Consider the following 21,119-nt stretch of genomic DNA (forward strand, 5'->3'; position numbering starts at 1 on the left):
GCAAGCTGCTGACCATGCTCAACGCCATGGTCAGAACCGGCAAACCTTGGGACGCATCGCTTCATAGTGCTTGACTTTGAAGACGGTTACTCAGGGGGTGCATCACAACCATTTCGCTGGTACACCAGCAAGCGCCCCTTGTAGGCGGGCAGATCGCCGCGCACCGGGTGGTCCAGCCGTTCCTCGGTCACTTCAAAGCCGTGGGCCGCCATCTGCTTGTTGAATGCCGAGCGGTTGCCGCGGTTGGGGTCCACGATCCAGATCTGTGCACCCGCGCCCGCATGGCGGTCGATGAAACTGGCCAGCGTGGCGCGCACATCGCGCTCATACAGCACATCGCTGCCCATGATCAGATCAAACTGCCCCTGCACCGCGCTTGCCAGTAAGGGGGCGTTGTGCGGGTGTTCCCGTTGTGCGACCAAAGGCGTGCTTCCCCATTGTCCGGTGCGGTATTTCATCGGGGGCAGGGCGTTGAGCCGCAGGTTCTCCAGCAAAAACGGGTTGGCCAGCGGGTGGCAATCACTGGCCGTGACATCCACGCCGCGCCGGTGGCACACCAGGCTGGCCAGCCCCAGGCCGCAGCCAATTTCCAGCACCCGCTCGTCTTTGCGCAAGGGGCGCAGGGCCATCCGTGCCGCCAGTTGGGCGCCCGAGGGCCACAGCAGGCCGAACAATGGCCAGGTTGCAGACGAGATGCCCAGGCGCTCTGCAACGCCCAGAGGGTCAGAAAACTGCTGGCGATCGAGAAGCGAGCGGATGAGCAGGTTGTCCACGCCCGCAATCGGGACGCTTTCCTGTTTGGTGAGATAGCCTGGCATGGCGGGGGCGCGAAGCCATGTCAGGGACCCCGAAGTGGTGGGTGAGCCTGCGAGTATGCGCCCCTTGTCGATGGCCTTTGCGTCCACGGCATTCCGTGGCGCTGCAGGGGGCAGGGGCGGCGTGACGCCTTGGCTGCCACGGTGCGTTGCTATAGTGCACGCCACGCAGCGCGCAGGACGCATGCTTTTCTCCCGACCCTTCCTGTTTTCACCTGCTTCTTCAAGGAATTTACATGGCCGCTGGCAGCCTTCTCGCATTGTTGGACGACATTGCAACCATCCTCGACGACGTGGCCCTCATGACCAAGGTCGCTGCCAAGAAGAGCGTTGCCATGGCCGATGACGTGTCGGTCATGACCAAGGTGGCAGCGCAAAAGACCGCGGGTGTGCTTGGTGACGATCTGGCGCTCAATGCCCAGCAGGTCACGGGCGTGCGCGCAGAGCGCGAGATTCCGGTGGTCTGGGCCGTGGCCAAGGGTTCGCTGGTGAATAAGGCGATTCTGGTGCCGGCCGCGCTGCTTATCAGCACCTTTGCGCCCTGGGCGGTGACGCCGCTGCTCATGGTGGGTGGCGCATTTTTGTGCTTTGAGGGGTTTGAGAAGCTGGCCCACAAGTATTTGCACAGCCCGCACCAAAAAGAGGCCGAGCACGAAAGCCATGTGAAGGCCAACGCCAACCCGGCTGTGGACCTGGTGGCTTTCGAAAAAGACAAGATCAAGGGCGCCGTTCGCACCGATTTCATCCTGTCGGCGGAAATCATCGCCATTACCCTGGGCACGGTGGCGGGTGCGCCGTTTGTGCAGCAGGTGACGGTGCTCGTGGGCATTGCGCTGGCCATGACGGTGGGTGTTTACGGCCTGGTGGCGGGCATCGTCAAGCTTGACGACCTGGGGCTGTGGCTCAACCAGAAGCCGGGCGCAGCAGCCCGCGCTGTGGGCGCAGGCATTGTGCGCGCGGCGCCCTGGCTGATGAAGACGCTGTCGGTGGCGGGCACGGCGGCCATGTTTCTGGTGGGCGGCGGGATTCTGGTGCATGGGGTTCCAGCGCTGCACCATGCCGTGGAGGGCGTGGGTGCAGCGGCTGCCCTTTGGCCGGTGGGTGGTCTGTGGGCGGTGGTGGTTCCCAACCTGCTGAACGCGGTTGTCGGCATCGTGGCCGGTGGCCTGGTGGTGGCGGTAGTGACCGTGGTGGCCCGGCTGCGCAAGGGCGCCAAGGCGCACTGAGGACCCTGAAGTGACCCGGAAGGCCCGGGTGCTCCGTCTTCGGGTAACTACCAAGAGTTTGATCTGAGGCAAGGTTGACCATTTTGCTAACAGGCTCAATTGCGGTACGGGGGCCGTCCCCGTTTAACCGCATTGGGTTCTGTATGAAAAAAAATCTGCTGGCTGTAGCCGTTTTGTGCGCATTGACCTCCGGCGCTGCTTTTGCGCAGCAAGCCGAGAGCCCTTGGCTTGTGCGCGTGCGCGCCGTCCATCTGGACAGCGCCAACAAGGACAGCACGGGCCTGGGCCTGTCGGTCAACAACAAGACGATTCCTGAAGTTGACATCTCGTATTTCTTCAACAAGAACGTGGCTGCCGAGTTGATCCTCACGGTGCCGCAAAAGCACGACCTGAGCTCCAGCGTTCTGGGTGGCCGCATCGGCTCGCTCAAGCACCTGCCGCCTTCGCTGCTGTTGCAATACCACTTTGACGCCCCTGGCTTCAAGCCCTATGTGGGCGCCGGTGTCAACTACACGCGCTTTTCCAACGTGAACCTGCCCGCCGGTGTGGACATCGACCGCAACAGCTGGGGCGGTGCCCTGCAGGTCGGCGTGGACGTTCCACTGTCCAAAAACCTGTATCTGAACTTCGACGTGAAGAAGGTTTACATCAAGACCGACGTGTTCGCTGGCGGTGCCAAGCAGGGCACGTTCAAGGTGGACCCCGTGCTGGTGGGCGTGGGCCTCGGCTGGCGCTTCTGATGCAACGGCGCTGCGCGAGCAGCGCCTTGCCATCAGACTCCAAGGTCAAAAGGGCTGGCGCGTGCGCCGGCCTTTTTTTTGGTGGTTTCCACCGGTGGGCCGTGACGCGGCGGTCTGTCGGCGCTGGGTATTGATTGAAAAAACGCTATATAAATAATAGCTATTAGCGCTTGATAGTATTGGTCTAGAGCCTGAAAATGCTTGAGATCGTATCGAACTCTCCCGGATGAAAAGTGGGCCAGCGCGATTCCGTGTCGGCGCAATCCTGCGCGCCCCGTGGTTGCAGGCTGTCACCCGGGGTGAACGCAGTGGGGGTAGCCTGTGGCATCGTTCACCACCCCATGCCCAACACCCGACGCACACCGCCATGCCCCTGAACCGCCCCAGCGACATCACCGACGGCCTGAGCCAGCGTCCCGCGCGCATCTCACCCAAATACTTCTACGACCAGCGGGGCTCGCAATTGTTCGAAGCCATCACCCGCCTGCCCGAGTACTACCCCACGCGCACCGAGACGGCCCTGATGCAGCGGCATGCGGCCGACATGGCCCGGCATCTGGGCGCCGTGCGCACCGTGATCGAGCTGGGCGCCGGCAGCTGCGAGAAGGCCCGCGCGTTGTGCGCCTGGGTGCGGCCCGCCTGTTTTGTGGGGGTGGATATCTCGGTCGATTTTTTGCAAGAGGCCGTGCTGCGCCTGCGTGCTGACATGCCAGGGCTGGATGCGCGAGCGGTGGGTGGCGACATGACCCAGGGCGTCGTGCTGCCCTCCGACATTCCACGGGCCGCGCGCCTGGTGTTTTATCCGGGCTCCTCCATCGGCAACTTTGACCCGACCCAGGCGCTGGAGTTGTTGCGGCACATGCGCGCCCTGGTGGATGGCGATGGTGGCCTGCTGATCGGCATCGATCTGCCCAAGGATGTGGCGGTGCTGGAGGCCGCCTACGACGATGCAGCGGGCGTGACGGCGGCTTTCAATCGCAACGTGCTCACGCACCTCAACCGCCTGATCGGCAGTGATTTTGTGGAAGACCAGTGGGGCCACCGGGCGTTCTTCAACCAGCAAGCATCGCGCATCGAGATGCATCTGGAGGCGCTCGCACCAATTTGCGTGCGCTGGCCGGGTGGCGAGCGCCGGTTTGCCATGGGCGAGCGCATCCACACCGAAAACAGCTACAAATACCCCCTTGCCGTGTTCACCGACATGCTGGCCCAGGCGGGTTTCTCCCATGCGCAGGCATGGACCGACGAGCGGGGCTGGTTTGCCGTGGTGCACGCCCGCCCCTGAACCCTCTGCTGAAGCGCTGCCTGGCCATGAATTCGTTGATTTCCCGCTACACCGAAGTGCGCCGCCACACCACCGGGCTGGTGCAGCCCCTGTCGCCCGAAGACTGCACCGCCCAGTCCATGCCCGACGCCAGCCCGGCCAAATGGCATCTGGCCCACGCCACCTGGTTTTTTGAAACCTTTGTGCTGGAGGCGCACGAGCCTGGTTTTGCACCGTTCGAGCCCTCCTTCAGGGTCTTGTTCAACTCGTATTACAACGGTGTCGGCGCCCGCTACCCGCGGGCGCAGCGCGGTCTGATCACGCGCCCCTCGCTGGCCGAGGTGCTGGTGTACCGGGCCGATGTGGATGCGCGCATGCTGCACCTTTTGTCCACGCCGGGGCAGGATGCGGCACTGTGCGCACTGGTAGAGCTGGGCTTGCAGCACGAGCAGCAGCACCAGGAGTTGCTGGTGACCGACATCCAGCATTTGCTGTCGAGCAACCCGATGCATCCGGCCTACCGTTCGCCGCAGTCAGTGGCCGCCGATGCAGAAGCCGCACCGCCGCTGGTCTGGCATGCGTTTGCCGGCGGGCTTACCGAAATAGGCCATGTGGGCGACAGCTTTGCGTTTGACAACGAGAGTCCCCGCCACACGGTGTATCTGCATCCGTATGCACTGGCATCACGCCTTGTCACCAATGCCGAGTTTGCTGCCTTTGTGGACGATGGCGGTTACCGCAATCCTGCCCATTGGCTGGCCGAAGGCTGGGACTGGCGCGTTGCCCACGGGCTGGAGGCGCCTTTGTATTGGCAGCGTGTCGGTGCCGGATGGCACCAGTTCTCCCTGGCAGGGCTGGGCCCGTTGCGCCATGGGCAGCCCGTGGTGCACCTTTCGTATTTCGAGGCGGACGCCTACGCGCGCTGGGCAGGTGCGCGCCTGCCCACCGAGGCCGAGTGGGAGCACGCCGCGGCACCGCTGGCTTCAGGCACCACCCGTGCTCCCCACACAGACGCGCTGCACCCCAGTGCGGCACGGGGCCTCGGCCTGGAGCAGCTGTTTGGTGAGGCGTGGCAGTGGACGCAATCGAGCTACGCGCCATACCCCGGTTTCAGAGCCGCAGAAGGCGCCGTGGGCGAATACAACGGCAAGTTCATGGTGAACCAGTATGTGCTGCGGGGCAGCTCGTGCGCCACGCCGGCCGGCCATGCACGCGCCAGCTACCGCAATTTTTTCCCGGCCACGGCGCGCTGGCAGTTTTCGGGGGTGCGGCTGGCCAGAGACGCCTGACGCTTCTGAAACGTCCCCACGTCGCCCCACGGTCCGAGACCGTGGCGCCCGCTGGGGGTTGCGTTGGCTGTGGGTCAGTCGGCCCCGGTGTCCTGCGCAGGCTTGCGCGGCCGGCGTGGCCGGGCAGGGGCTTTTTTGGGTGACTCGGATTCGCTTTCTGCTGAAGCCTTCGGCGCTGCACTGGAGGCACGGGCCGAGCTGGAGGGCGCATCGTGCGGACCCTGTGCCGCCGTGGCCGCCACAGGCGCAACCGCCTCGACCGGTTGCGTCACCGGCTTGCGGCTGCGCGCACGGCCGCGCGCGGGTTCGGCGGACGTGGCGGATGTGGCGGGCGCCAGGGGTTTGGGCGCTTCGGTGGGCTGCTCATGGGCTGGGCGCTCCAGTGTGCGCGGTTCCATGGCGGGCGGTTCCGTCGTGCGCGGCTGCTGCCGAAAATAACCGCCCACTGGCCTTTCTTGCGGCACATCCAGCTGCGCACGGACCGGTGCACTGACCGGCGCATTCATTGGTGAACCCATCGGTGCATCGCCTAGCGCATGAAGCGCCGCAGTGCCGTCGTTGTCGCGCGGCATCGCGCTGAACGATGGGTCTTCACCTGCCAATCCGTCGTCGCTGGCGTGAAGCATGGGGGGCAATTCGCGCGGGTCGGATGATGCTGCGTGCCCGGATCGGCCGCCACGTCCGCGCTGGCGTGGCCCGTGGCTGTCAGCGCCGGGCTCTCTCGGGGGCTGGGGGGCGTTCTGGCGGAAATAGCCCGTCATCGGGTTTTCACCTGCCGTGTCGGGCCGGGCGCGGGGGGCGCCGCTGCTGCCATGGCTGCGAAACACGTAGGCGCCCGATTTTTCGTCCCGGCCAAACTCCAGCAAGCCGCGCTCCTGGGCTTCTTCCAGCAGGTTGCCAAAGGCCCGAAAACCGTAATAGGTTTCGCTGAAGTCGGGTTTGCGGCGTTTGATGGCTTCCTTGAGCACCGAAGCCCAGATCTTGCCGCTGTCGCCGCGCTCGGAGACCAGTGCATCAAACGTCTCCACGGCCAGTTCGATGCCCTGGGTACGGCGCGACTCTTGTGCTTCCTTGCGGTTGCGCTCTTCCTCGGGCGAGCGCCGGGCCTGGGGTGCCGCATCGGAAGGCTGGCGCCGGGCTTGCGCGCGCTGGCTTTCACGCACCAGATCGTCGTAGAAAATGAACTCGTCGCAATTGGCAATCAGCAGGTCCGAGGTGGACTGCTTGACGCCCACACCGATCACCTGCTTGGCGTTTTCGCGCAGCTTGGAGACGAGCGGGGAGAAGTCGGAATCGCCGCTGATGATCACAAAGGTGTTGACGTGCGACTTGGTGTAGCACAGGTCCAGCGCGTCCACCACCAGGCGGATGTCGGCCGAGTTTTTGCCCGACTGTCGGACATGGGGAATCTCGATCAGCTCGAAGTTGGCTTCATGCATCGTGGCCTTGAAGCCCTTGTAGCGATCCCAGTCGCAATAGGCCTTTTTGACGACGATGGAGCCCTTGAGCAGCAGGCGTTCGAGCACCGGCTTGATGTCGAACTTGTCGTATTTGGCGTCACGCACTCCAAGGGCGACGTTTTCAAAGTCGCAGAACAGTGCCATGCTGATGCTGTCGGTGGGGGAGGCCATGTTGTATCCATTCACGTTGCTGGCGGGATCATCACACGGAAACGCGGCGGCATGGAAACGCATTGCCGGTTTCAGGGCTGGCTGGCGGGTGGGCTGGTGGCCGCTCTGGGGCTGTCCGGCGATGTCCGAGCCACCGGTGGGCGCGGGCATACTCACGGTTCCTTGCTGCTCCAACGGATTTCGACATGCCCGACACCCCGTCCATCGCCCCAACGCCACCTGCATCGGCCCGCCGTGGGGTCAGCGCCTGGTGGCGTGCCCTGGCGATTTTTCTGCTGGTGACTTTGTTCATTGCCTGGGCAACCAGCGCGAGCATGGCCGAACAACTCAAGGCGCAAATCGCGCACCTGCAGACCAAGGTGGCGGCGGTGGCCCAGGTGCAATACCTTTCGGTGCTGCTGGACGACCGGCACCTGCCGGCTTTGCTGGTAACTGCCGACACGCAGGGCAGTGTGTTGCAGCTGCAGCGCCTGAACGACGTGCGCGAGGGGCGGGAAGACAGCATGCAGCTGTGGGCGCTCGATGGTGACAAACCCCCACGCTCGCTGGGCGTGATTGCCAGCCCCTACAAGACCCTGCAGTTGCCTGCCGCCGCCACTGCGTTGGCGGGCGTGCAAGAGCTGGCCATCAGCGTGGAAGACAAGGGTGGCTCCGCCGAGGGGCGCGGGCCACGGCTTCCTTACCTGTTCAAGGGCGGGCTGGTCAAAAAGGCCCTCTGAGCGCCAGCACTGGGCAGGTTTGCGGGCGGCAAGAGTACGCAGCCTGTTGGTCGCAAACGTGTCTGTTGGATCCTGTGGGACTGGTCCCGAGATGGCGTGCGTGGTCAGCTGCTGCACCATGGGTGAAAACGCTCGGATTGTTGCTATATAAAAAATAGCTGCCAGCGCTTGTCTGGTTTGATTTTCAATCGGTTTATCACTTAAAAGCAATGAAGAGCAAGCGCAATAAGCTATTTAATTCATAGCAAATTGCCCAAGATCGTCAAATATCGTCGAGCAGCGGGTAGGGCAATGCGGCCAGCGTGAGGGGCACGCCACCCACTGCCCCCACTTGCAGCGCTTCTTGCGCGGCGGCAATTTGCAGCGACACAATGGCATCCACACCGCCATCGGGCGCCGGTGCCACCTGCACCACGGTGCCGCAAGGCTGCTCCAGGTCGCTGGCCGCAAAAACCTCGGCACCTGCCACCACATCGGCCGGGGCGTGCGCAATGAAGGCGCGGCGCTTGAGCGTGCCGCGGAACTGGCTGCGCGCCACGACTTCCTGGCCCGGGTAGCAGCCCTTCTTGAAGTTCACGCCCCCCACCGATTCGTAATTGAGCATCTGCGGCACAAAGGCTTCGACCAACGGCGCCGCGAGCGTGGCAACGCCGCTTTGCACTTCGCTCCACATCCACAGGGCCACATCCAGCGCCGGGCCAGCGGGGGCTGGCTCGGCAGCGGGGACCACCCACAAGGCACGGGGCTGGCCGAGGGCAGGATACAGGTGCACTACCGTTGACAAGCCAAAATCGGCTTTTGTCCATGCGGGTTGTGCGCCACCAGCTACTGAATTGATAGCTTCTCCGGCCACTCCGTACAGCGCGTAGTCGGCTGTGGCATCGCTCAGCCGGGCCTTGGCGCGCATCACAAACATCGACAGGCGCTTGAGCGTGGGCGCCAGCAGGTCGCGGCTGCAAACCAGCAGCACCTCGGTCTCGCTGCGCTTGAAGCCGATGAAACTGGCCTGCATGCGGCCTTTGGCTGACAAAAAAGCGGCCAGGCGGGCGTGCTGCAGGTCGAGCAAGGCGAAATCCTGGGTGAGCTGGCCGTGCAGAAACTTGGCGGCGTCTTCGCCTTCCACGCGAATCACGCCGAGATGGGACAGGGGGGCAATGCCATTCAGTGGGTAAGTCATCGCTGAATTATGATGCGCTGCTTCATACATACAGACGGCAGGGTTGTGCGACGTTTACTGGCTTTCATCGTGGTGGTTGGGATCGCACTGGGTGGCGTTGCCTACTGGTGGCTGCACCAGCCGCTGCCCATGGCGGGTGCAGGCACGCAGGCGCTGGAGCTTGCCATCGAGCCCGGCACCACGGCGCGCGGTGTGGCCCGCGATGTGGTGGCTGCGGGCGTCAACACCGATGCGCGCCTGCTGTATGCCTGGTTCCGCCTTTCGGGGCAAGACCGTGCCATCAAGGCTGGCAATTACGAAATCCCGCCGGGCACCACCCCCGTCACCCTGCTGCAAAAGCTGGCTCGCGGCGAAGAGGCGCTGCGCGCCTTCACGCTGGTGGAAGGCTTGAACTGGCGCCAGGTGCGGCAGGCCCTGGCCAGGGAGGACCAGCTCCAGCCCGACTCCGCCCGGCTTACCGATGCAGAACTGATGGCGCAGCTTGGGCGCCCGGGTATGCATCCCGAGGGGCGGTTTTTCCCCGACACCTATGCCTATGCCAAGGGGTCGAGCGACATTGCCCTGTTGCGCCGCGCCCTGCACGCCATGGACCGCCGCCTTGAAGCCGCCTGGGCGCAGCGCGCTGCCGACACGCCCCTGAAATCGGCGGAGCAAGCGCTTATTTTGGCCAGCATTGTCGAAAAGGAAACCGGCCGGGCCAGTGACCGTGGGCAGATTGCCGGCGTGTTCACCAACCGCCTGCGGGTGGGCATGCTGCTGCAGACCGACCCGACGGTAATCTACGGGCTGGGCGAGAAGTTTGACGGCAACCTGCGCCGCCGCGATCTTCAGACCGACACGCCCTGGAACACCTACACCCGCGCGGGCCTGCCGCCCACGCCGATTGCCATGCCCGGCAAGGCATCGCTGCTGGCGGCGGTGCAGCCCGAGCCCACGCGCGCACTGTACTTTGTGGCCAAGGGCGATGGCACCAGCCATTTCAGCGCCTCGCTGGACGAGCACAACCGCGCGGTCAACCGCTATCAGCGGGGGCAGTGAGCGGCACGCGGGATTTTCCGCGCGCCTCACACCAGCCGGCCCGCAACGATTCAACCAAGGTTTTCATGTCACGACCCGGTCTGTTCATCACCTTTGAAGGCATCGACGGCGCAGGCAAGTCCTCGCACATCGGGGGGCTGGCCGAAGCCTTTCGCGCACAGGGCCGCACCGTGACCGTCAGCCGCGAGCCCGGTGGCACGCCGCTGGCCGAGAAGCTGCGCGACATGGTGCTGAACGACCCCATGGATGCGCTGACCGAATCGCTGCTGATTTTTGCCGCCCGCCGCGATCACCTGCGCAACGTCATCGAGCCCGCGCTCGCGCGTGGCGATGTGGTGTTATGCGACCGTTTCACCGACGCGACCTTTGCCTACCAGGGGGCAGGGCGGGGCTTCGATCTTGGGGTGCTATCAATCTTGGAGCGCTTTGCGCAGACGGGGCTTGGGCCAGAGGTCGATTTGATGCGTGAACCCGATCTGACGGTGTGGTTTGATCTGGCCCCCGAGGTGGCCGCCGAGCGCCTTGCCGGTGCCCGTGTTCCCGACCGTTTTGAAGCCCAGCCCGTGGAGTTCTTCCGCCGCGTGGCCCAGGGCTACGCAGACCGGGCTGCCGCCGCGCCCCAGCGCTTCGTGCGCCTGGATGCTGCACAGGAGCGCCATCGCGTGTGGCAGCAGCTCACCAGCGTATTTGTGCGCAAGGGGTGGCTGGCGATCATGGTGGCCAGCCAGGGAGGCCCGCAATGACCGAGAGTGCCGTGGCCCTCGAACCCTGGATTGCCGCACAGCGCGCCAGCCTGCTGGCGCAGCGTGGCCATGCCTGGCTGCTGCAAGGCCCTTCGGGGCTGGGCCAGTACGCCCTGGGCATGGAGTTGGTGCGTGCTTGGCTGTGCGATGCCCCCACGGCCCAGGGCGCTTGCGGCCGGTGCGGCAGTTGCCATGCCATCGATGTACGCACCCATGCCGACCTGTGCGTGCTGATGCCCGAGGTGCACATGCTGGCGCTGGGCTGGCCCCTGTCGGAGAAAGCCCAGGCCGACATTGACGATAAAAAGCGCAAGCCCAGCCGCGAAATCCGCGTGGAGGCCATGCGCGATGCGGTGGAGTTTTCGCAGCGCACGTCGGCCCGCGGGCGGGGCAAGGCGGTACTGGTGTATCCGGCCGAGCAGATGAACCACATCACGGCCAATGCGCTCCTCAAGACCCTGGAGGAGCCGCCGGGCGACGTGCGTTTTGTTCTGGCCAGTGAGGCCGCGCACCAGCTGCTTCCCACCATCCGCAGCCGCTGCCTGGGCCACGCCATGGTCTGGCCCGCCGAGGCCGAGATGCTGCAGTGGCTGGCGGCGCAGGGGGTCGAGCCTGCGGCCGCAGCGGCGCATCTGCGCGCTGCGGGCGGCCGGCCGGACGACGCCCTGGCACTGGCCCGTTCGGGGCGCAGTCCGCAGTCGTGGGCCGCTTTGCCCCAGGCCATTGCGCGCGGCGACGTGGCGGCGCTGGGCGATTGGGCACCGGCCCAGGTGATTGATGCCCTTCAAAAGCTGTGCCACGACCTGCTGGCTGCCAGTGTGGGCGCTGCTCCGCGCTATTTCGCGTCCGGCGACCTGCCCAAGCCGCCGCCGTTGGGGGCTCTCACGCGCTGGTCGCGCGCCCTGGCCAAGGCCGCACGCACGGCCGACCATCCGTTCAATGCCGGCCTGATGCTGGAGGCGCTTGTAGCCCAGGCGCGAAACACCCTACACTCAAGGCACTGAAGCCGACCCCATCACCATGAGCAGTCCATCCACAGCGCCCCGTCCCAGTGTCATGCAGCTGGCCATCAAGGAAAAGGCGGCCTTGTACGCGGCCTACATTCCTTTTTTTGTGGAAGGGGGCATTTTTGTTCCCACGCCGCGCGACTACAAGCTGGGTGACGATGTGTATGTGCTGCTGACCCTGCCCGACGACACCCAGCGCTATCCCGTGGCTGGCCGCGTGGCGTGGGTCACTCCCCCTCGCGCAGCGGGCAACCGCACACAGGGAGTTGGCATCCAGTTCCCCAAAGATGAAAAATCGCGGCAGCTCAAGGCCAAGATCGAGGAGCTGCTGGGCACGGCCCTGGGGTCGGAACGTCCCACGCAAACCATTTGATTGCATGGTCTGATCTTGTGCCGACCCGCGCTGGCGGGTCGGCTTTTTTGTTTTGAAACCGCATGTTTACCGATTCGCACTGCCACCTCACCTTTACAGAACTGCTCAGCCAGCTGCCCGCCATTCGCCAGGCCATGCAGGAGGCGCAGGTCGAGCGCGCCCTGTGCATCTGCACCACCATGGAAGAATTCGACGATGTGCATGCACTCGCGCTGGCCCATGACAACTTCTGGAGCACGGTGGGTGTGCACCCCGACAACGAGGGCGTGACCGAGCCATCGGTGCAAGACCTGCTGGACCGCGCCGCGCTGCCCCGCGTGGTGGCGATTGGCGAAACGGGCCTGGACTACTACGGCATGGAAGACCGCAAGGGCGGGCGCAGCATTGCCGATATGGAATGGCAGCGTGAGCGCTTTCGCACCCATATCCGTGCAGCACGGGCCTGCGGCAAACCGCTGGTGATCCACACCCGCAGCGCCTCGGATGACACCCTGGCCATCCTGCGCGAAGAGGGCGAAGATGGCGCGGGCAATCGTGCCGGTGGCGTGTTCCACTGCTTTACCGAGTCGATGCAGGTGGCGCGGGCCGCGCTGGACCTGGGGTACTACATTTCGTTCTCGGGCATCGTCACCTTCAAGAGTGCGCAGGATCTGCGCGACGTGGCCGCCTTTGTGCCCATGGATCGCATGTTGATCGAAACCGACAGCCCTTACCTCGCGCCCGTGCCCTACCGGGGCAAGACCAACAACCCGTCCTATGTGCCCCTGGTGGCCCGCCAGATTGCACAAACCCGTGGTATCCCGCTGGAGGCGGTGGCGCAGGCCACCAGCCGCAATTTCGAGACATTGTTCAAAGGAGTGGTGGCATGAGTCTGCAACGCCGTTCCGTTTTGGCCCTGGTGCTGGTGGCGGTCACTGCCACGGCGCAAGCGGGCTCTTACGAAGACTTTTTCACGGCCATCCGGCGCGATGACGGGGCCGCCATTTCCGCGTTGCTGCGGCGGGGCTTTGACCCCAACACGCGCGACCCCAAGGGGCAGGTAGGTTTGTCGATGGCGTTGCAGCTGGAATCCCACAATGCCTTCATGGCGCTGATGGGCGCGCGGCAGCTAAATGTGGAAGCCCGCAATGCGCAGGACGAAAGCCCGCTGATGCTGGCCGCCATCAAGGGCAACATCGAGGCCGTCAAGGCGCTGATTGCGCGCGACGCCGATATCAACAAACCGGGCTGGACGGCGCTGCACTATGCCGCGTCGGGCACCACGCCCGAGCACACGCGCATCTTGGCCTTGTTGCTGGAGAACCATGCCTACATCGATGCGGCATCGCCCAATGGCTCTACGCCTTTGATGATGGCGGCGCAATACGGCACAAGGGAAGCCTTGCAGTTGTTGCTGGACGAGGGGGCCGATCCGGCGCTGAAAAACCAGCTGGGGCTGACTGCCACCGATTTTGCGCTGCGCGTCAGTCGCAGCGAGGCGGCACAGGCCATCGCCACAGCGATTCGCCGCCGCCAGCCCAACCGCGGCAAATGGTAAGTGGCAACCCGGGCAACCGGGTGCGCAGGCCCTCGGGTCTTTTTTAGCCGGCTGCGGGGCGGTTTTGCAGGCGGGCATAGATCCCGCCGCTGGCCAGCAAAGCGCTGTGTGTGCCTTGCTCTGCAATGCGGCCTCGCTCCATCACCACCACGCGGTCGGCGTGTTCGATGGTGGACAGGCGGTGGGCGATGACCAGTGTGGTGCGGCCGCGCATGAGCCGCTGCAGGGCGTCCTGCACCAGGCGTTCAGACTCGGTGTCCAGCGCGGAGGTTGCCTCATCGAGGATGAGGATGGGCGCATCCTTGTAAAGCGCCCGTGCAATCGCCAGACGCTGGCGTTGTCCGCCCGAAAGCTGGGCGGCGTTGTGGCCCACCACGGTGTGGACGCCCTGGGGCAGGGCTGCAATATGTTCTGCAAGGTTCGCGGCGGCAAGGCAGTCGTGCACCCGTTGTTCGATGATGGGGCTGCCCAGGGCCACGTTGGCGGCAATGCTGTCGTTGAACATCACCACATCCTGGCTGACCATCGCAAATTGCGAGCGCAGGGCATCAAGGCGCCAGTCGCTCAAGGGGTGGCCGTCCAGCAGGATCTGGCCCGACGAGGGACTCACGAAACGCGGCAGCAGGTTCACCAGGGTGGTCTTGCCTGCGCCTGACGGGCCCACCAGCGCCACGATCTCGCCCGGTTGCACCGTCAGGCTCACACGGTCCAGGGCGGGCGCATGCTCTGGGCCAAAGCTCACCGTCACATCCTGCAGGGTGAGTGCGCCTTTGGCCCGCTCTACGGTGTAAAGGCCGCCCGTTTCCGCCTCGGCATCGCTCAGCAGCGCCAGGCCCCGCTCCAGTGCCGCCAGGCCGCGTGTGATCGGGTTGGCCACGTCGGCCAGCCGGCGGATGGGTGCAATCAGCATGAGCATTGCCGTGATGAACGCGACAAAGCCGCCCACCGTCACCTCCCGTGTGTCCACCGCTCCCCGGTTTTGCCACAGGGCGATGCAGATCACCGTCGAGAGTGCGGCGGCGGCCAGCAACTGGGTGAGCGGCGTCATGGACGACGATGCAATGGTCGATTTGATGGCCAGCCGACGCAGGCTTCGGCTCAGGCGGCCAAAGCGTTCGGCCTGACCCGCTTGCGCCCCGTGCAGGCGCACCATGCGATGCGCCAGAACGTTTTCTTCCACCACATAGGCCAGTTCGTCGGTCGCCTGCTGGCTGCTTTTGGTCAGGCTATACAGGCGACGGGACAGCGTCTTCATGATCCAGGCGACGCCGGGCACCACCACGGCCACAATCAGCGTGAGCTGCCAGTTCAGGTAAAGCAGATAGCCCAGCAATGCGATGAGCGTGAAGCCGTCGCGCGACAGGCCCAGCAACGCCTGCACCAGCAGGGTGGAGCCCGTCTGTACCTCGTACACCACCGTGTTCGAGAGCGCACTGGCCGACTGGCGGCTGAAAAGGGCCATTTCTGCTGCCAGCACGCGGTCAAACAACGCTTGCCGCAGCGCGAGCATGCCTTCGTTGGCAATGCGCGCCAGTGCGTATTGGGCAACGAACTGTGCAATTCCCCGCACCAGAAAAACGCCCAGAATGGCAACTGGCACCATCCACAACTGCAGCGTGCCCTGGGTGAAACCGCGGTCGAGCAGCGGTTGCAGCAAGGCAGGAATGAGCGGCTCGGTCGCTGCGCCCACCAGGGTTGCCACAACGGCAACCACCCAGGCGAGGCGCTGGTGCCCAAAATAGGTCGAGAGCCGCGCCAGCCGGGCGCGCAGGTTGGGGGGCGAAGCAGGCTGGGTGGCAGCGGCCTGGGCGTTCGTATCGGTGGCGTGCATGTGGCCCGGATTCTACGATTCGCTGCGGGCCCATCGCACAGTTTGTCACAGGGGTGCCCCGATGGTGTGTAACATTGGCGGCTGTCCACCGGCTTTCGCTCGGTTTCCGCTGGCTGCCAATGACCACTGATCGAACTCCTCACCCCACACTCTCCGCGGCATTGCCGCAACCCTTGCGCCGCCGTCTGATGGCCGCGTTGATTTCCACCCCCGCCTTGCCCGCCCTGGCGCAATTTCGCGTCGAGGTCACAGGCGTCGGGCTGACCCAGCTGCCGGTGGCCATCGCCCCGTTTCGCGGCGAGGCCCAGTCCCCCCAGAAAATCGCCGCCATTGTGCAGGCCGACCTGGAGCGCAGCGGGCAATTTCGCGCGGTGGATGCGTCGGGCTCCGCGCTTGACGAAACCTCGCGTCCCGATGTGGCGCTGTGGCGGCAAAAAAGCGCTGATTCACTTGCCACCGGAAGCGTGACACGCCTGGCGGACGGCCGTTTTGACGTGCGCTTTCGCCTGTGGGATGTGGTGCGCGGGCAGGACCTGGGTGGGCAGAGCTTTGTGGTCACCCAAGGGGACCTGCGTTTGGTGGCGCACCGCATTTCCGACTTCATCTACGAAAAGCTGACCGGCGAGCGTGGTGTTTTTTCGACCCGCATCGTTTATGTCACCAAGGCGGGTACGCGTTACAGCCTGTGGGTGGCAGATGCCGATGGCGAGAACGCGCAGTCTGCCTTGTCCAGCCCCGAGCCCATTATTTCGCCCGCCTGGTCGCCCAATGGCGGGCAAATTGCCTACGTTTCGTTTGAGTCGCGCAAGCCCGTGGTGTATGTGCACGACGTGGCAACGGGTCGGCGTCGGCTCATCGCTAATTTCCGCGGCTCCAACAGCGCACCCGCCTGGGCGCCGGATGGCCGCACGCTGGCGGTCACCCTGAGCCGGGACGGCTCTTCGCAGCTCTACACCATTGATGCCAATGGCGGCGAGCCGCGTCGATTGATGCAAAGCGCTGGCATTGACACGGAACCCTCGTTCTCCAGCGATGGCAAAAGCATTTACTTTGTCAGTGACCGCGGCGGCGCCCCCCAGATTTACAAGGTGCCTGCCTCTGGCGGCAATGCGGAGCGAGTGACCTTTACCGGCACTTACAACATCTCGCCCAGCATCAGTCCCGACGGCCGCTGGCTGGCCTACATATCAAGGGTCGGCGGTGCATTCAAGCTGCATGTGATGGATCTGACGTCGGGCGCTGTTTCGGCCATTACCGACACCAGCGCCGATGAAAACCCCAGTTTCGCCCCGAATAGCCGCCTGATCGTTTATGCAACGCAGCAGCAGGGCCGGGAATCGCTCATGACCAGCACCCTGGACGGAAAAATCAAGGCACGGCTTGCCGGGCAGGGCGGTGACATTCGCGAACCCGATTGGGGTCCGTTTCAGAAACAGTGAACCTTTCGACTTTTTTGTATATCAAGCTCTCAGGAGAATTTTGGATGATGATCAAACGCATTTCCCTCGCCATTGCCGTCGCAGCCCTCATGGCCGGTTGCAGTTCCGGTGTGAAGCTGGACGATGTTCCAGTCGAAGACAGGTCCGCAATCCCCACCACGGGTGCCAATGGTGGTGCCAATTCCGGCGCCGCCGGGCAAAGCGGCGTGGCGGGCCTCAATATGGGGCAATCTGCACAAGATGCGGCCGGTCCGGTGGGCGTCAGCCGTCTGGTCTATTTTGATTACGACAGCTACGTTATCAAGCCCGAGTTCCAGTCATTGATCGAAGCGCACGCGCGGTTCATCAAATCCAGTGCCAACCGCAAGGTCATGGTGGAAGGTCACACCGACGAGCGCGGTGGCCGTGAATACAACCTGGCCCTGGGCCAAAAGCGCGCAGAAGCCGTGCGCCGTTCGCTGGGCTTGCTGGGCGTTTCCGATAGCCAGGTGGAGGCCGTGAGTTTTGGCAAGGAAAAGCCGGCAGCTCAGGGCGGCAGCGAAGATGTGCACGCGCAAAATCGTCGCGCTGAATTGTCTTACCGTTGATGCGCGCAGCAACGTTTCCAATGACGGCCAAGGCGCTGCTTGCGCTCACGCTCTCATGCGCCTTTGTTTCCACCGGCCATGCCGCGCTGTTTGAGGACGACGAGGCACGGCGTGCCATTCTTGAATTGCGGCAGCGGGTGGACGTGCTGCAACAGGTCAACCAGCGATCGGGGGATGACAATTCGCAGGTAAGACGTTCATTGCTGGATCTGCAGACCCAGATTGAAACGTTGCGCATGGAGCATGCCAAGTTGCGTGGCCAGAACGAACAGCTGCTGCGTGACGTGGCAGACCTGCAGCGACGCCAGAAAGATATCGCTCAAGGTGTGGACGAGCGTTTGCGCCAGTTCGAGCCGGTCAAGGTGACGGTGGATGGGCTGGAGTTTCAGGCAGATGCTGATGAAAAACGCGATTTTGAGGCCGCTCTGGCGGTTTTCCGCGCGGGCAAATTTGCAGACGCCAAAACGGCTTTTGCCGGTTTTGTCCGCCAGTACCCTCGCAGTGGCTATGTGCCATCGGCCCGTTTTTGGCTCGGAAACGCACAGTACGCTGCGCGCGAGTACAAGGAGGCCATTGGCAACTTCAAGATGTTGTTGTCTGAGGCACCGGGTCACGCGCGCGCGCCCGAGGCTGCGTTGTCGATTGCAAACTGTCAGATTGAACTGAAAGAAACCCGCACGGCCAGAAAAACCCTGGAAGATCTGTTGCGCGACTATCCCCAGTCTGAGGCTGCAGTGGCGGCGAAAGAGCGGTTGTCGCGACTTAAATGACGACAGTGATCGGGCCCGCAGTTATCGCGGTGGAGCAGCGCGAGGCGGAGTCAGTCGCAGATCAGCGACGCCGTTTTGGCGGTCTGGAGCGGTTGTATGGGGTTGCAGGGGCGCAGCGTATCCAGCAGTCCCATGTGGTGGTGGTCGGCATTGGCGGGGTAGGGTCCTGGGCGGCTGAGGCCCTTGCCCGCAGCGGCGTTGGGCACATCACCCTGATCGACCTCGACCATGTGGCCGAATCCAACATCAACCGACAGATTCATGCGCTGACCACCACTGTAGGCCAAGCCAAGGTGTTGGCCATGCAGGACCGCATTGGGCTCATCAATCCCTCTTGCAAGGTGGTGTGCGTTGACGATTTCGTCACACCGGAGAATTGGCCCGGTCTGATTACCGATCCGGTGGATGCGGTGGTGGACGCCTGTGACCAGATCAAGGCCAAGACCGCCATGGCAGCCTGGGCCCGCGAAACGGGGACACTCTTTGTGAGCGTGGGCGCAGCGGGGGGCAAGCGCCATGCGCACAAGGTCGATATCGATGATCTCAGCGCAACCACGCATGATCCCTTGCTGGCGCAGTTGCGCTATCGGCTGCGCAAGCACTACCAAGCCCCCCGTGAAGGACGCAAGATCGGCGTCACCTGCGTATTCAGCCGCGAGGCCGTGGCGGCGCCTGATGCGTCCTGTGCGGTGGAAGGTGATGGAAGTTTGAATTGCCATGGCTATGGCTCGGTGGTGGCCGTTACGGCGACCTTTGGCCAGTGTGCCGCCGGATGGGTGCTCGACAAACTGGCCACCAGCTCCCGACAAGTCAAAAAAATCACGCTATAATTCAAGGCTTTGCAGCAGTAGATAAAACTTCTTTTGCAAACTGGGGACGTTAGCTCAGTTGGTAGAGCAGCGGACTTTTAATCCGTTTGTCGTGGGTTCGACCCCCGCACGTCCCACCAAAATATTGAATTGAATCAAGCACTTACAGCGGAAACGCGGTAGGTGCTTTTTTCTTTCCCGACATCGGTAGATTTTTTGCCAGAAATTTGCCAGAAATTAAGCGGAACCCCCTTCTCGGATCGGCGCGGGTTCAATCGGCAGATGACGGGCGCACCTTTGCCTGTACGCGCATCCGGCGCTCCACGTCCTTGAGCATGTCCGATGGTGTGATGTCGAGGGCGTCACACAGTCGGAACATCAGGCGCACGCTTAGGCTGTTGCGGCCAAGCTCGATCAAAGACACGTAGTTGCGGTCAACGTCAGCCCGCAATGCTAAGTCGGTCTGAGTCCACTTCCGTTTTGTTCGCAGGCTGCGCAGTGCCTGCCCGAATGCCTGATCTGGTTCCAACTTGCTTGCTCAAAATATTGAGCAAGGTTCAGCCTTCGAGGTGCCTGTTTTGCCGTATATATGCGGCAAAATTGAAAGCGTTCAAAAATGGAGGTTCAGACGTGAACGTGAAAATCTTCTTTGTCGCTGCGGCCATGGCCTGGGGTGTTGGCTCGGCTCATGCGGACGTGTTCCGCTGCACGGGTGCCGATGGCAAAACGGTCTATCAGCAAAGCCCCTGTACCACGGGGACACAAAAGACGGTGGACGACTCCAACTCTCGTTTTGAAGCGCGACAGAGACAAATTCTTGAAGCCCAGAAGCGAGAAAGGGCGGGGGAACTTGAGAATGATGCAAAGCTTCTGCGCGGGTGTATCGAGGACAAGATATGCGCGACCGACACCTACCCTAGGCTACTGCGTGGCAAGCCTCGAAGCTTTGTCATGGACAACCTGGGTGACCCCGCAGCGGTGCAGAACATCGGCGGGCGGGAAATTGAATACTTCCATGTTCCAACTACCGACGGGCGTAAGCGTGCAAGACTGCAACTGAGCTACAAAAACTTTGCAGTGGATACCGTCAACATCCATTAGTGATCGCGGTCTGATGTCTGCTTACGCTGCCGCATCGGCAAGGAATTCTTGCATCATGGCGGGGGTTGCCTCTAGTGCCTGATCCGGCCACCACAGCAAGCAAAGCCAGTTTTTGAAAGATGGCTTGAATGGGGCTTCTACAAAGCTCTGGAACTTCCAGCGCAGTTCATTAAAGGGCGGTAGGTCATCTTCGTATGCAAGCCCCTGTATGGCGCTGCCAAAGCCGGGGGACGCCGCATTGATGATGCTAAAAACATCGCTACCCGTGGGGAGGGTCGGCGTCTGCTTTCTGAGTCCCCACAACAGGGCTACCGCCTCCCCCCATGCAAGTGATTGCAGGATTTGATCTGACACAGTGCGCAGGGTGGCGGGGTTCAGCGCATATGCCTTTTTTGCCGCTTTCCAAAGAGGCTGATCCGGCCACATTGAAAGCTGGTCTAGGCGGATGCGCGGTATGTTGGCAGTGATAAGCCATGCCATGACGGCGCGTGTGGCTGGGCTGTGACCCTTGCAATCGCCTTCCATGCGAAGCGCCTCAAAGCGTTCTCGGGGATCACTGCTGTAGGGGCTGGCGGGCTTGAGGCGGTTAGTATTTTGGGCCGATTCCATTGCTTTCTTCCTGTGCTTTGAAGTGCTTCATCACGTCTTCAAAAAGTGCGATAGGGTCTTCCGCTGGTGTGACTGCTGGGGCAGGCAATTCCAGCGCGGCCCGTGCTGCGGACAATCGCACCTGAGAGGGATTCTGTTCGTCCATGAGGTCGGACAAGGTATCCAGCGCCTTCAACCGCTGCGCCTTCAAGGCATAGAGTGAGTCGGCTTCTATGCTGTTAGTCACCTGCCCCAGAAAGGCACGGAAGGCCGGTAGCTGCCCCCAGCGTGTGAGGGTGTGAGGCTCTACCCCCAGCGCCTTTGCAGTGGCCTTCTTGCTTGTCCCTGCTGCCAGCGCATACACGGCCTGTACCTGCTTTGCAGATAGGCCGGGGACGTTGTCGGTGGCTGGCACTTGCTCCATAGGACTGAACA

At 63.2% G+C, this 21,119-nt stretch carries 23 protein-coding genes and 1 tRNA gene; 17 read left to right on the forward strand and 7 right to left on the reverse strand.

What is annotated here, in order from left to right:
- Positions 1-86 precede the first annotated feature (86 nt).
- On the reverse strand, positions 87-818 hold the full coding sequence (locus B7Y64_RS12420) for a methyltransferase domain-containing protein (protein WP_291329035.1): 732 nt from the start codon (positions 816-818) through the stop codon (positions 87-89).
- A 233-nt stretch (positions 819-1,051) separates the two neighbouring features.
- On the opposite strand from B7Y64_RS12420, the gene B7Y64_RS12425 reads away from it, so the two are divergent.
- The 4 genes from B7Y64_RS12425 (at position 1,052) to egtB (ending at position 5,334) form a co-directional block, all read left to right on the forward strand.
- Positions 1,052-2,041, forward strand: coding sequence for a DUF808 domain-containing protein (locus B7Y64_RS12425; RefSeq protein WP_291325402.1), 990 nt, complete (start codon positions 1,052-1,054; stop codon positions 2,039-2,041).
- Between the two features lie 143 nt (positions 2,042-2,184).
- A complete protein-coding gene (locus tag B7Y64_RS12430; protein ID WP_291325403.1) occupies positions 2,185-2,781 on the forward strand; it encodes an OmpW family outer membrane protein in 597 nt (198 codons plus the stop codon).
- A gap of 367 nt (positions 2,782-3,148) precedes the next feature.
- Positions 3,149-4,066, forward strand: a complete 918-nt coding sequence (gene egtD / locus B7Y64_RS12435) for an L-histidine N(alpha)-methyltransferase (RefSeq protein ID WP_291325404.1) — start codon at positions 3,149-3,151, stop codon at positions 4,064-4,066.
- Between the two features lie 26 nt (positions 4,067-4,092).
- The gene (gene egtB / locus B7Y64_RS12440) at positions 4,093-5,334 is read left to right on the forward strand and encodes an ergothioneine biosynthesis protein EgtB (protein ID WP_291325464.1); all 1,242 of its coding nucleotides are present in this window, start codon (positions 4,093-4,095) and stop codon (positions 5,332-5,334) included.
- A 74-nt stretch (positions 5,335-5,408) separates the two neighbouring features.
- Here the strand turns inward: egtB and B7Y64_RS12445 are convergent, their stop codons facing one another.
- Complete coding sequence (locus B7Y64_RS12445; protein ID WP_291325462.1) at positions 5,409-6,965, reverse strand: NYN domain-containing protein; 1,557 nt, start codon at positions 6,963-6,965, stop codon at positions 5,409-5,411.
- Positions 6,966-7,150: 185 nt separating this feature from the next.
- On the opposite strand from B7Y64_RS12445, the gene B7Y64_RS12450 reads away from it, so the two are divergent.
- Positions 7,151-7,684: an anti-sigma factor gene (locus B7Y64_RS12450; protein WP_291329037.1), complete on the forward strand. Its 534-nt coding sequence runs from the start codon at positions 7,151-7,153 to the stop codon at positions 7,682-7,684.
- Positions 7,685-7,946: 262 nt separating this feature from the next.
- On the opposite strand, the gene B7Y64_RS12455 is transcribed toward B7Y64_RS12450, so the two are convergent.
- A complete protein-coding gene (locus B7Y64_RS12455; protein ID WP_291329039.1) occupies positions 7,947-8,861 on the reverse strand; it encodes a folate-binding protein in 915 nt (304 codons plus the stop codon).
- A gap of 9 nt (positions 8,862-8,870) precedes the next feature.
- Between B7Y64_RS12455 and mltG the strand changes: the two genes are divergently transcribed.
- The 6 genes from mltG to B7Y64_RS12485 all read left to right on the forward strand — a co-directional run bounded on the left by mltG (position 8,871) and on the right by B7Y64_RS12485 (position 13,559).
- Complete coding sequence (mltG, locus tag B7Y64_RS12460; protein WP_291327270.1) at positions 8,871-9,899, forward strand: endolytic transglycosylase MltG; 1,029 nt, start codon at positions 8,871-8,873, stop codon at positions 9,897-9,899.
- A 65-nt stretch (positions 9,900-9,964) separates the two neighbouring features.
- Positions 9,965-10,642 (forward strand): dTMP kinase, encoded by a 678-nt coding sequence (gene tmk / locus B7Y64_RS12465; RefSeq protein ID WP_291327268.1) that lies wholly within the window; start codon positions 9,965-9,967, stop codon positions 10,640-10,642.
- On the forward strand, positions 10,639-11,646 hold the full coding sequence (locus B7Y64_RS12470) for a DNA polymerase III subunit delta' (protein ID WP_291327266.1): 1,008 nt from the start codon (positions 10,639-10,641) through the stop codon (positions 11,644-11,646). Before tmk ends, B7Y64_RS12470 begins: the two co-directional genes overlap by 4 nt.
- Positions 11,647-11,662: 16 nt before the next feature.
- Positions 11,663-12,022, forward strand: coding sequence for a PilZ domain-containing protein (locus B7Y64_RS12475; protein WP_024814905.1), 360 nt, complete (start codon positions 11,663-11,665; stop codon positions 12,020-12,022).
- A gap of 62 nt (positions 12,023-12,084) precedes the next feature.
- Positions 12,085-12,891, forward strand: coding sequence for a TatD family hydrolase (locus B7Y64_RS12480; RefSeq protein ID WP_114654845.1), 807 nt, complete (start codon positions 12,085-12,087; stop codon positions 12,889-12,891).
- Complete coding sequence (locus B7Y64_RS12485) at positions 12,888-13,559, forward strand: ankyrin repeat domain-containing protein (RefSeq protein ID WP_291327264.1); 672 nt, start codon at positions 12,888-12,890, stop codon at positions 13,557-13,559. The genes B7Y64_RS12480 and B7Y64_RS12485 overlap by 4 nt, the downstream gene beginning before the upstream one ends.
- 43 nt (positions 13,560-13,602) lie before the next feature.
- Here the strand turns inward: B7Y64_RS12485 and msbA are convergent, their stop codons facing one another.
- On the reverse strand, positions 13,603-15,390 hold the full coding sequence (msbA, locus tag B7Y64_RS12490) for a lipid A export permease/ATP-binding protein MsbA (RefSeq protein WP_291329041.1): 1,788 nt from the start codon (positions 15,388-15,390) through the stop codon (positions 13,603-13,605).
- A 119-nt stretch (positions 15,391-15,509) separates the two neighbouring features.
- Here msbA and tolB point away from each other — a divergent pair, with 119 nt between their 5' ends.
- From tolB to B7Y64_RS12515, 5 genes are all read left to right on the forward strand, one after another.
- Positions 15,510-16,829, forward strand: coding sequence for a Tol-Pal system beta propeller repeat protein TolB (gene tolB / locus B7Y64_RS12495; RefSeq protein WP_024814909.1), 1,320 nt, complete (start codon positions 15,510-15,512; stop codon positions 16,827-16,829).
- A gap of 47 nt (positions 16,830-16,876) precedes the next feature.
- Entirely contained in the window at positions 16,877-17,416 is a 540-nt protein-coding gene (gene pal, locus B7Y64_RS12500; RefSeq protein ID WP_024814910.1) for a peptidoglycan-associated lipoprotein Pal, read from the forward strand.
- A 20-nt stretch (positions 17,417-17,436) separates the two neighbouring features.
- Positions 17,437-18,186: a tol-pal system protein YbgF gene (gene ybgF / locus B7Y64_RS12505; protein ID WP_291326660.1), complete on the forward strand. Its 750-nt coding sequence runs from the start codon at positions 17,437-17,439 to the stop codon at positions 18,184-18,186.
- Positions 18,183-19,016 (forward strand): ThiF family adenylyltransferase, encoded by an 834-nt coding sequence (locus B7Y64_RS12510; protein WP_024814912.1) that lies wholly within the window; start codon positions 18,183-18,185, stop codon positions 19,014-19,016. The genes ybgF and B7Y64_RS12510 overlap by 4 nt, the downstream gene beginning before the upstream one ends.
- A gap of 43 nt (positions 19,017-19,059) precedes the next feature.
- A tRNA-Lys gene (locus B7Y64_RS12515) sits at positions 19,060-19,135 on the forward strand.
- A gap of 131 nt (positions 19,136-19,266) precedes the next feature.
- Here B7Y64_RS12515 and B7Y64_RS12520 read toward each other — a convergent pair.
- Positions 19,267-19,524: a helix-turn-helix transcriptional regulator gene (locus B7Y64_RS12520; RefSeq protein ID WP_291326662.1), complete on the reverse strand. Its 258-nt coding sequence runs from the start codon at positions 19,522-19,524 to the stop codon at positions 19,267-19,269.
- A gap of 101 nt (positions 19,525-19,625) precedes the next feature.
- On the opposite strand from B7Y64_RS12520, the gene B7Y64_RS12525 reads away from it, so the two are divergent.
- Entirely contained in the window at positions 19,626-20,096 is a 471-nt protein-coding gene (locus B7Y64_RS12525) for a DUF4124 domain-containing protein (protein ID WP_291326664.1), read from the forward strand.
- A gap of 21 nt (positions 20,097-20,117) precedes the next feature.
- On the opposite strand, the gene B7Y64_RS12530 is transcribed toward B7Y64_RS12525, so the two are convergent.
- Positions 20,118-20,705 (reverse strand): hypothetical protein, encoded by a 588-nt coding sequence (locus B7Y64_RS12530; protein WP_291326666.1) that lies wholly within the window; start codon positions 20,703-20,705, stop codon positions 20,118-20,120.
- On the reverse strand, positions 20,683-21,099 hold the full coding sequence (locus tag B7Y64_RS12535; protein WP_291326668.1) for a hypothetical protein: 417 nt from the start codon (positions 21,097-21,099) through the stop codon (positions 20,683-20,685). Before B7Y64_RS12535 ends, B7Y64_RS12530 begins: the two co-directional genes overlap by 23 nt.
- Positions 21,100-21,119 lie beyond the last annotated feature (20 nt).

The sequence above is a fragment of the Acidovorax sp. 35-64-16 genome, from assembly GCF_002281195.1.
Lineage (GTDB): Bacteria > Pseudomonadota > Gammaproteobacteria > Burkholderiales > Burkholderiaceae_C > Acidovorax > Acidovorax defluvii.

Coding starts and splice junctions, on each gene's coding strand:
- B7Y64_RS12420 (WP_291329035.1), bottom strand. CDS start 818: ATGCCAGGCTATCTCACCAAACAGGAAAGCGTCCCGATTGCGGGCGTG.
- B7Y64_RS12425 (WP_291325402.1), top strand. CDS start 1,052: ATGGCCGCTGGCAGCCTTCTCGCATTGTTGGACGACATTGCAACCATC.
- B7Y64_RS12430 (WP_291325403.1), top strand. CDS start 2,185: ATGAAAAAAAATCTGCTGGCTGTAGCCGTTTTGTGCGCATTGACCTCC.
- egtD (WP_291325404.1), top strand. CDS start 3,149: ATGCCCCTGAACCGCCCCAGCGACATCACCGACGGCCTGAGCCAGCGT.
- egtB (WP_291325464.1), top strand. CDS start 4,093: ATGAATTCGTTGATTTCCCGCTACACCGAAGTGCGCCGCCACACCACC.
- B7Y64_RS12445 (WP_291325462.1), bottom strand. CDS start 6,965: ATGGCCTCCCCCACCGACAGCATCAGCATGGCACTGTTCTGCGACTTT.
- B7Y64_RS12450 (WP_291329037.1), top strand. CDS start 7,151: ATGCCCGACACCCCGTCCATCGCCCCAACGCCACCTGCATCGGCCCGC.
- B7Y64_RS12455 (WP_291329039.1), bottom strand. CDS start 8,861: ATGACTTACCCACTGAATGGCATTGCCCCCCTGTCCCATCTCGGCGTG.
- mltG (WP_291327270.1), top strand. CDS start 8,871: ATGATGCGCTGCTTCATACATACAGACGGCAGGGTTGTGCGACGTTTA.
- tmk (WP_291327268.1), top strand. CDS start 9,965: ATGTCACGACCCGGTCTGTTCATCACCTTTGAAGGCATCGACGGCGCA.
- B7Y64_RS12470 (WP_291327266.1), top strand. CDS start 10,639: ATGACCGAGAGTGCCGTGGCCCTCGAACCCTGGATTGCCGCACAGCGC.
- B7Y64_RS12475 (WP_024814905.1), top strand. CDS start 11,663: ATGAGCAGTCCATCCACAGCGCCCCGTCCCAGTGTCATGCAGCTGGCC.
- B7Y64_RS12480 (WP_114654845.1), top strand. CDS start 12,085: ATGTTTACCGATTCGCACTGCCACCTCACCTTTACAGAACTGCTCAGC.
- B7Y64_RS12485 (WP_291327264.1), top strand. CDS start 12,888: ATGAGTCTGCAACGCCGTTCCGTTTTGGCCCTGGTGCTGGTGGCGGTC.
- msbA (WP_291329041.1), bottom strand. CDS start 15,390: ATGCACGCCACCGATACGAACGCCCAGGCCGCTGCCACCCAGCCTGCT.
- tolB (WP_024814909.1), top strand. CDS start 15,510: ATGACCACTGATCGAACTCCTCACCCCACACTCTCCGCGGCATTGCCG.
- pal (WP_024814910.1), top strand. CDS start 16,877: ATGATCAAACGCATTTCCCTCGCCATTGCCGTCGCAGCCCTCATGGCC.
- ybgF (WP_291326660.1), top strand. CDS start 17,437: ATGACGGCCAAGGCGCTGCTTGCGCTCACGCTCTCATGCGCCTTTGTT.
- B7Y64_RS12510 (WP_024814912.1), top strand. CDS start 18,183: ATGACGACAGTGATCGGGCCCGCAGTTATCGCGGTGGAGCAGCGCGAG.
- B7Y64_RS12530 (WP_291326666.1), bottom strand. CDS start 20,705: ATGGAATCGGCCCAAAATACTAACCGCCTCAAGCCCGCCAGCCCCTAC.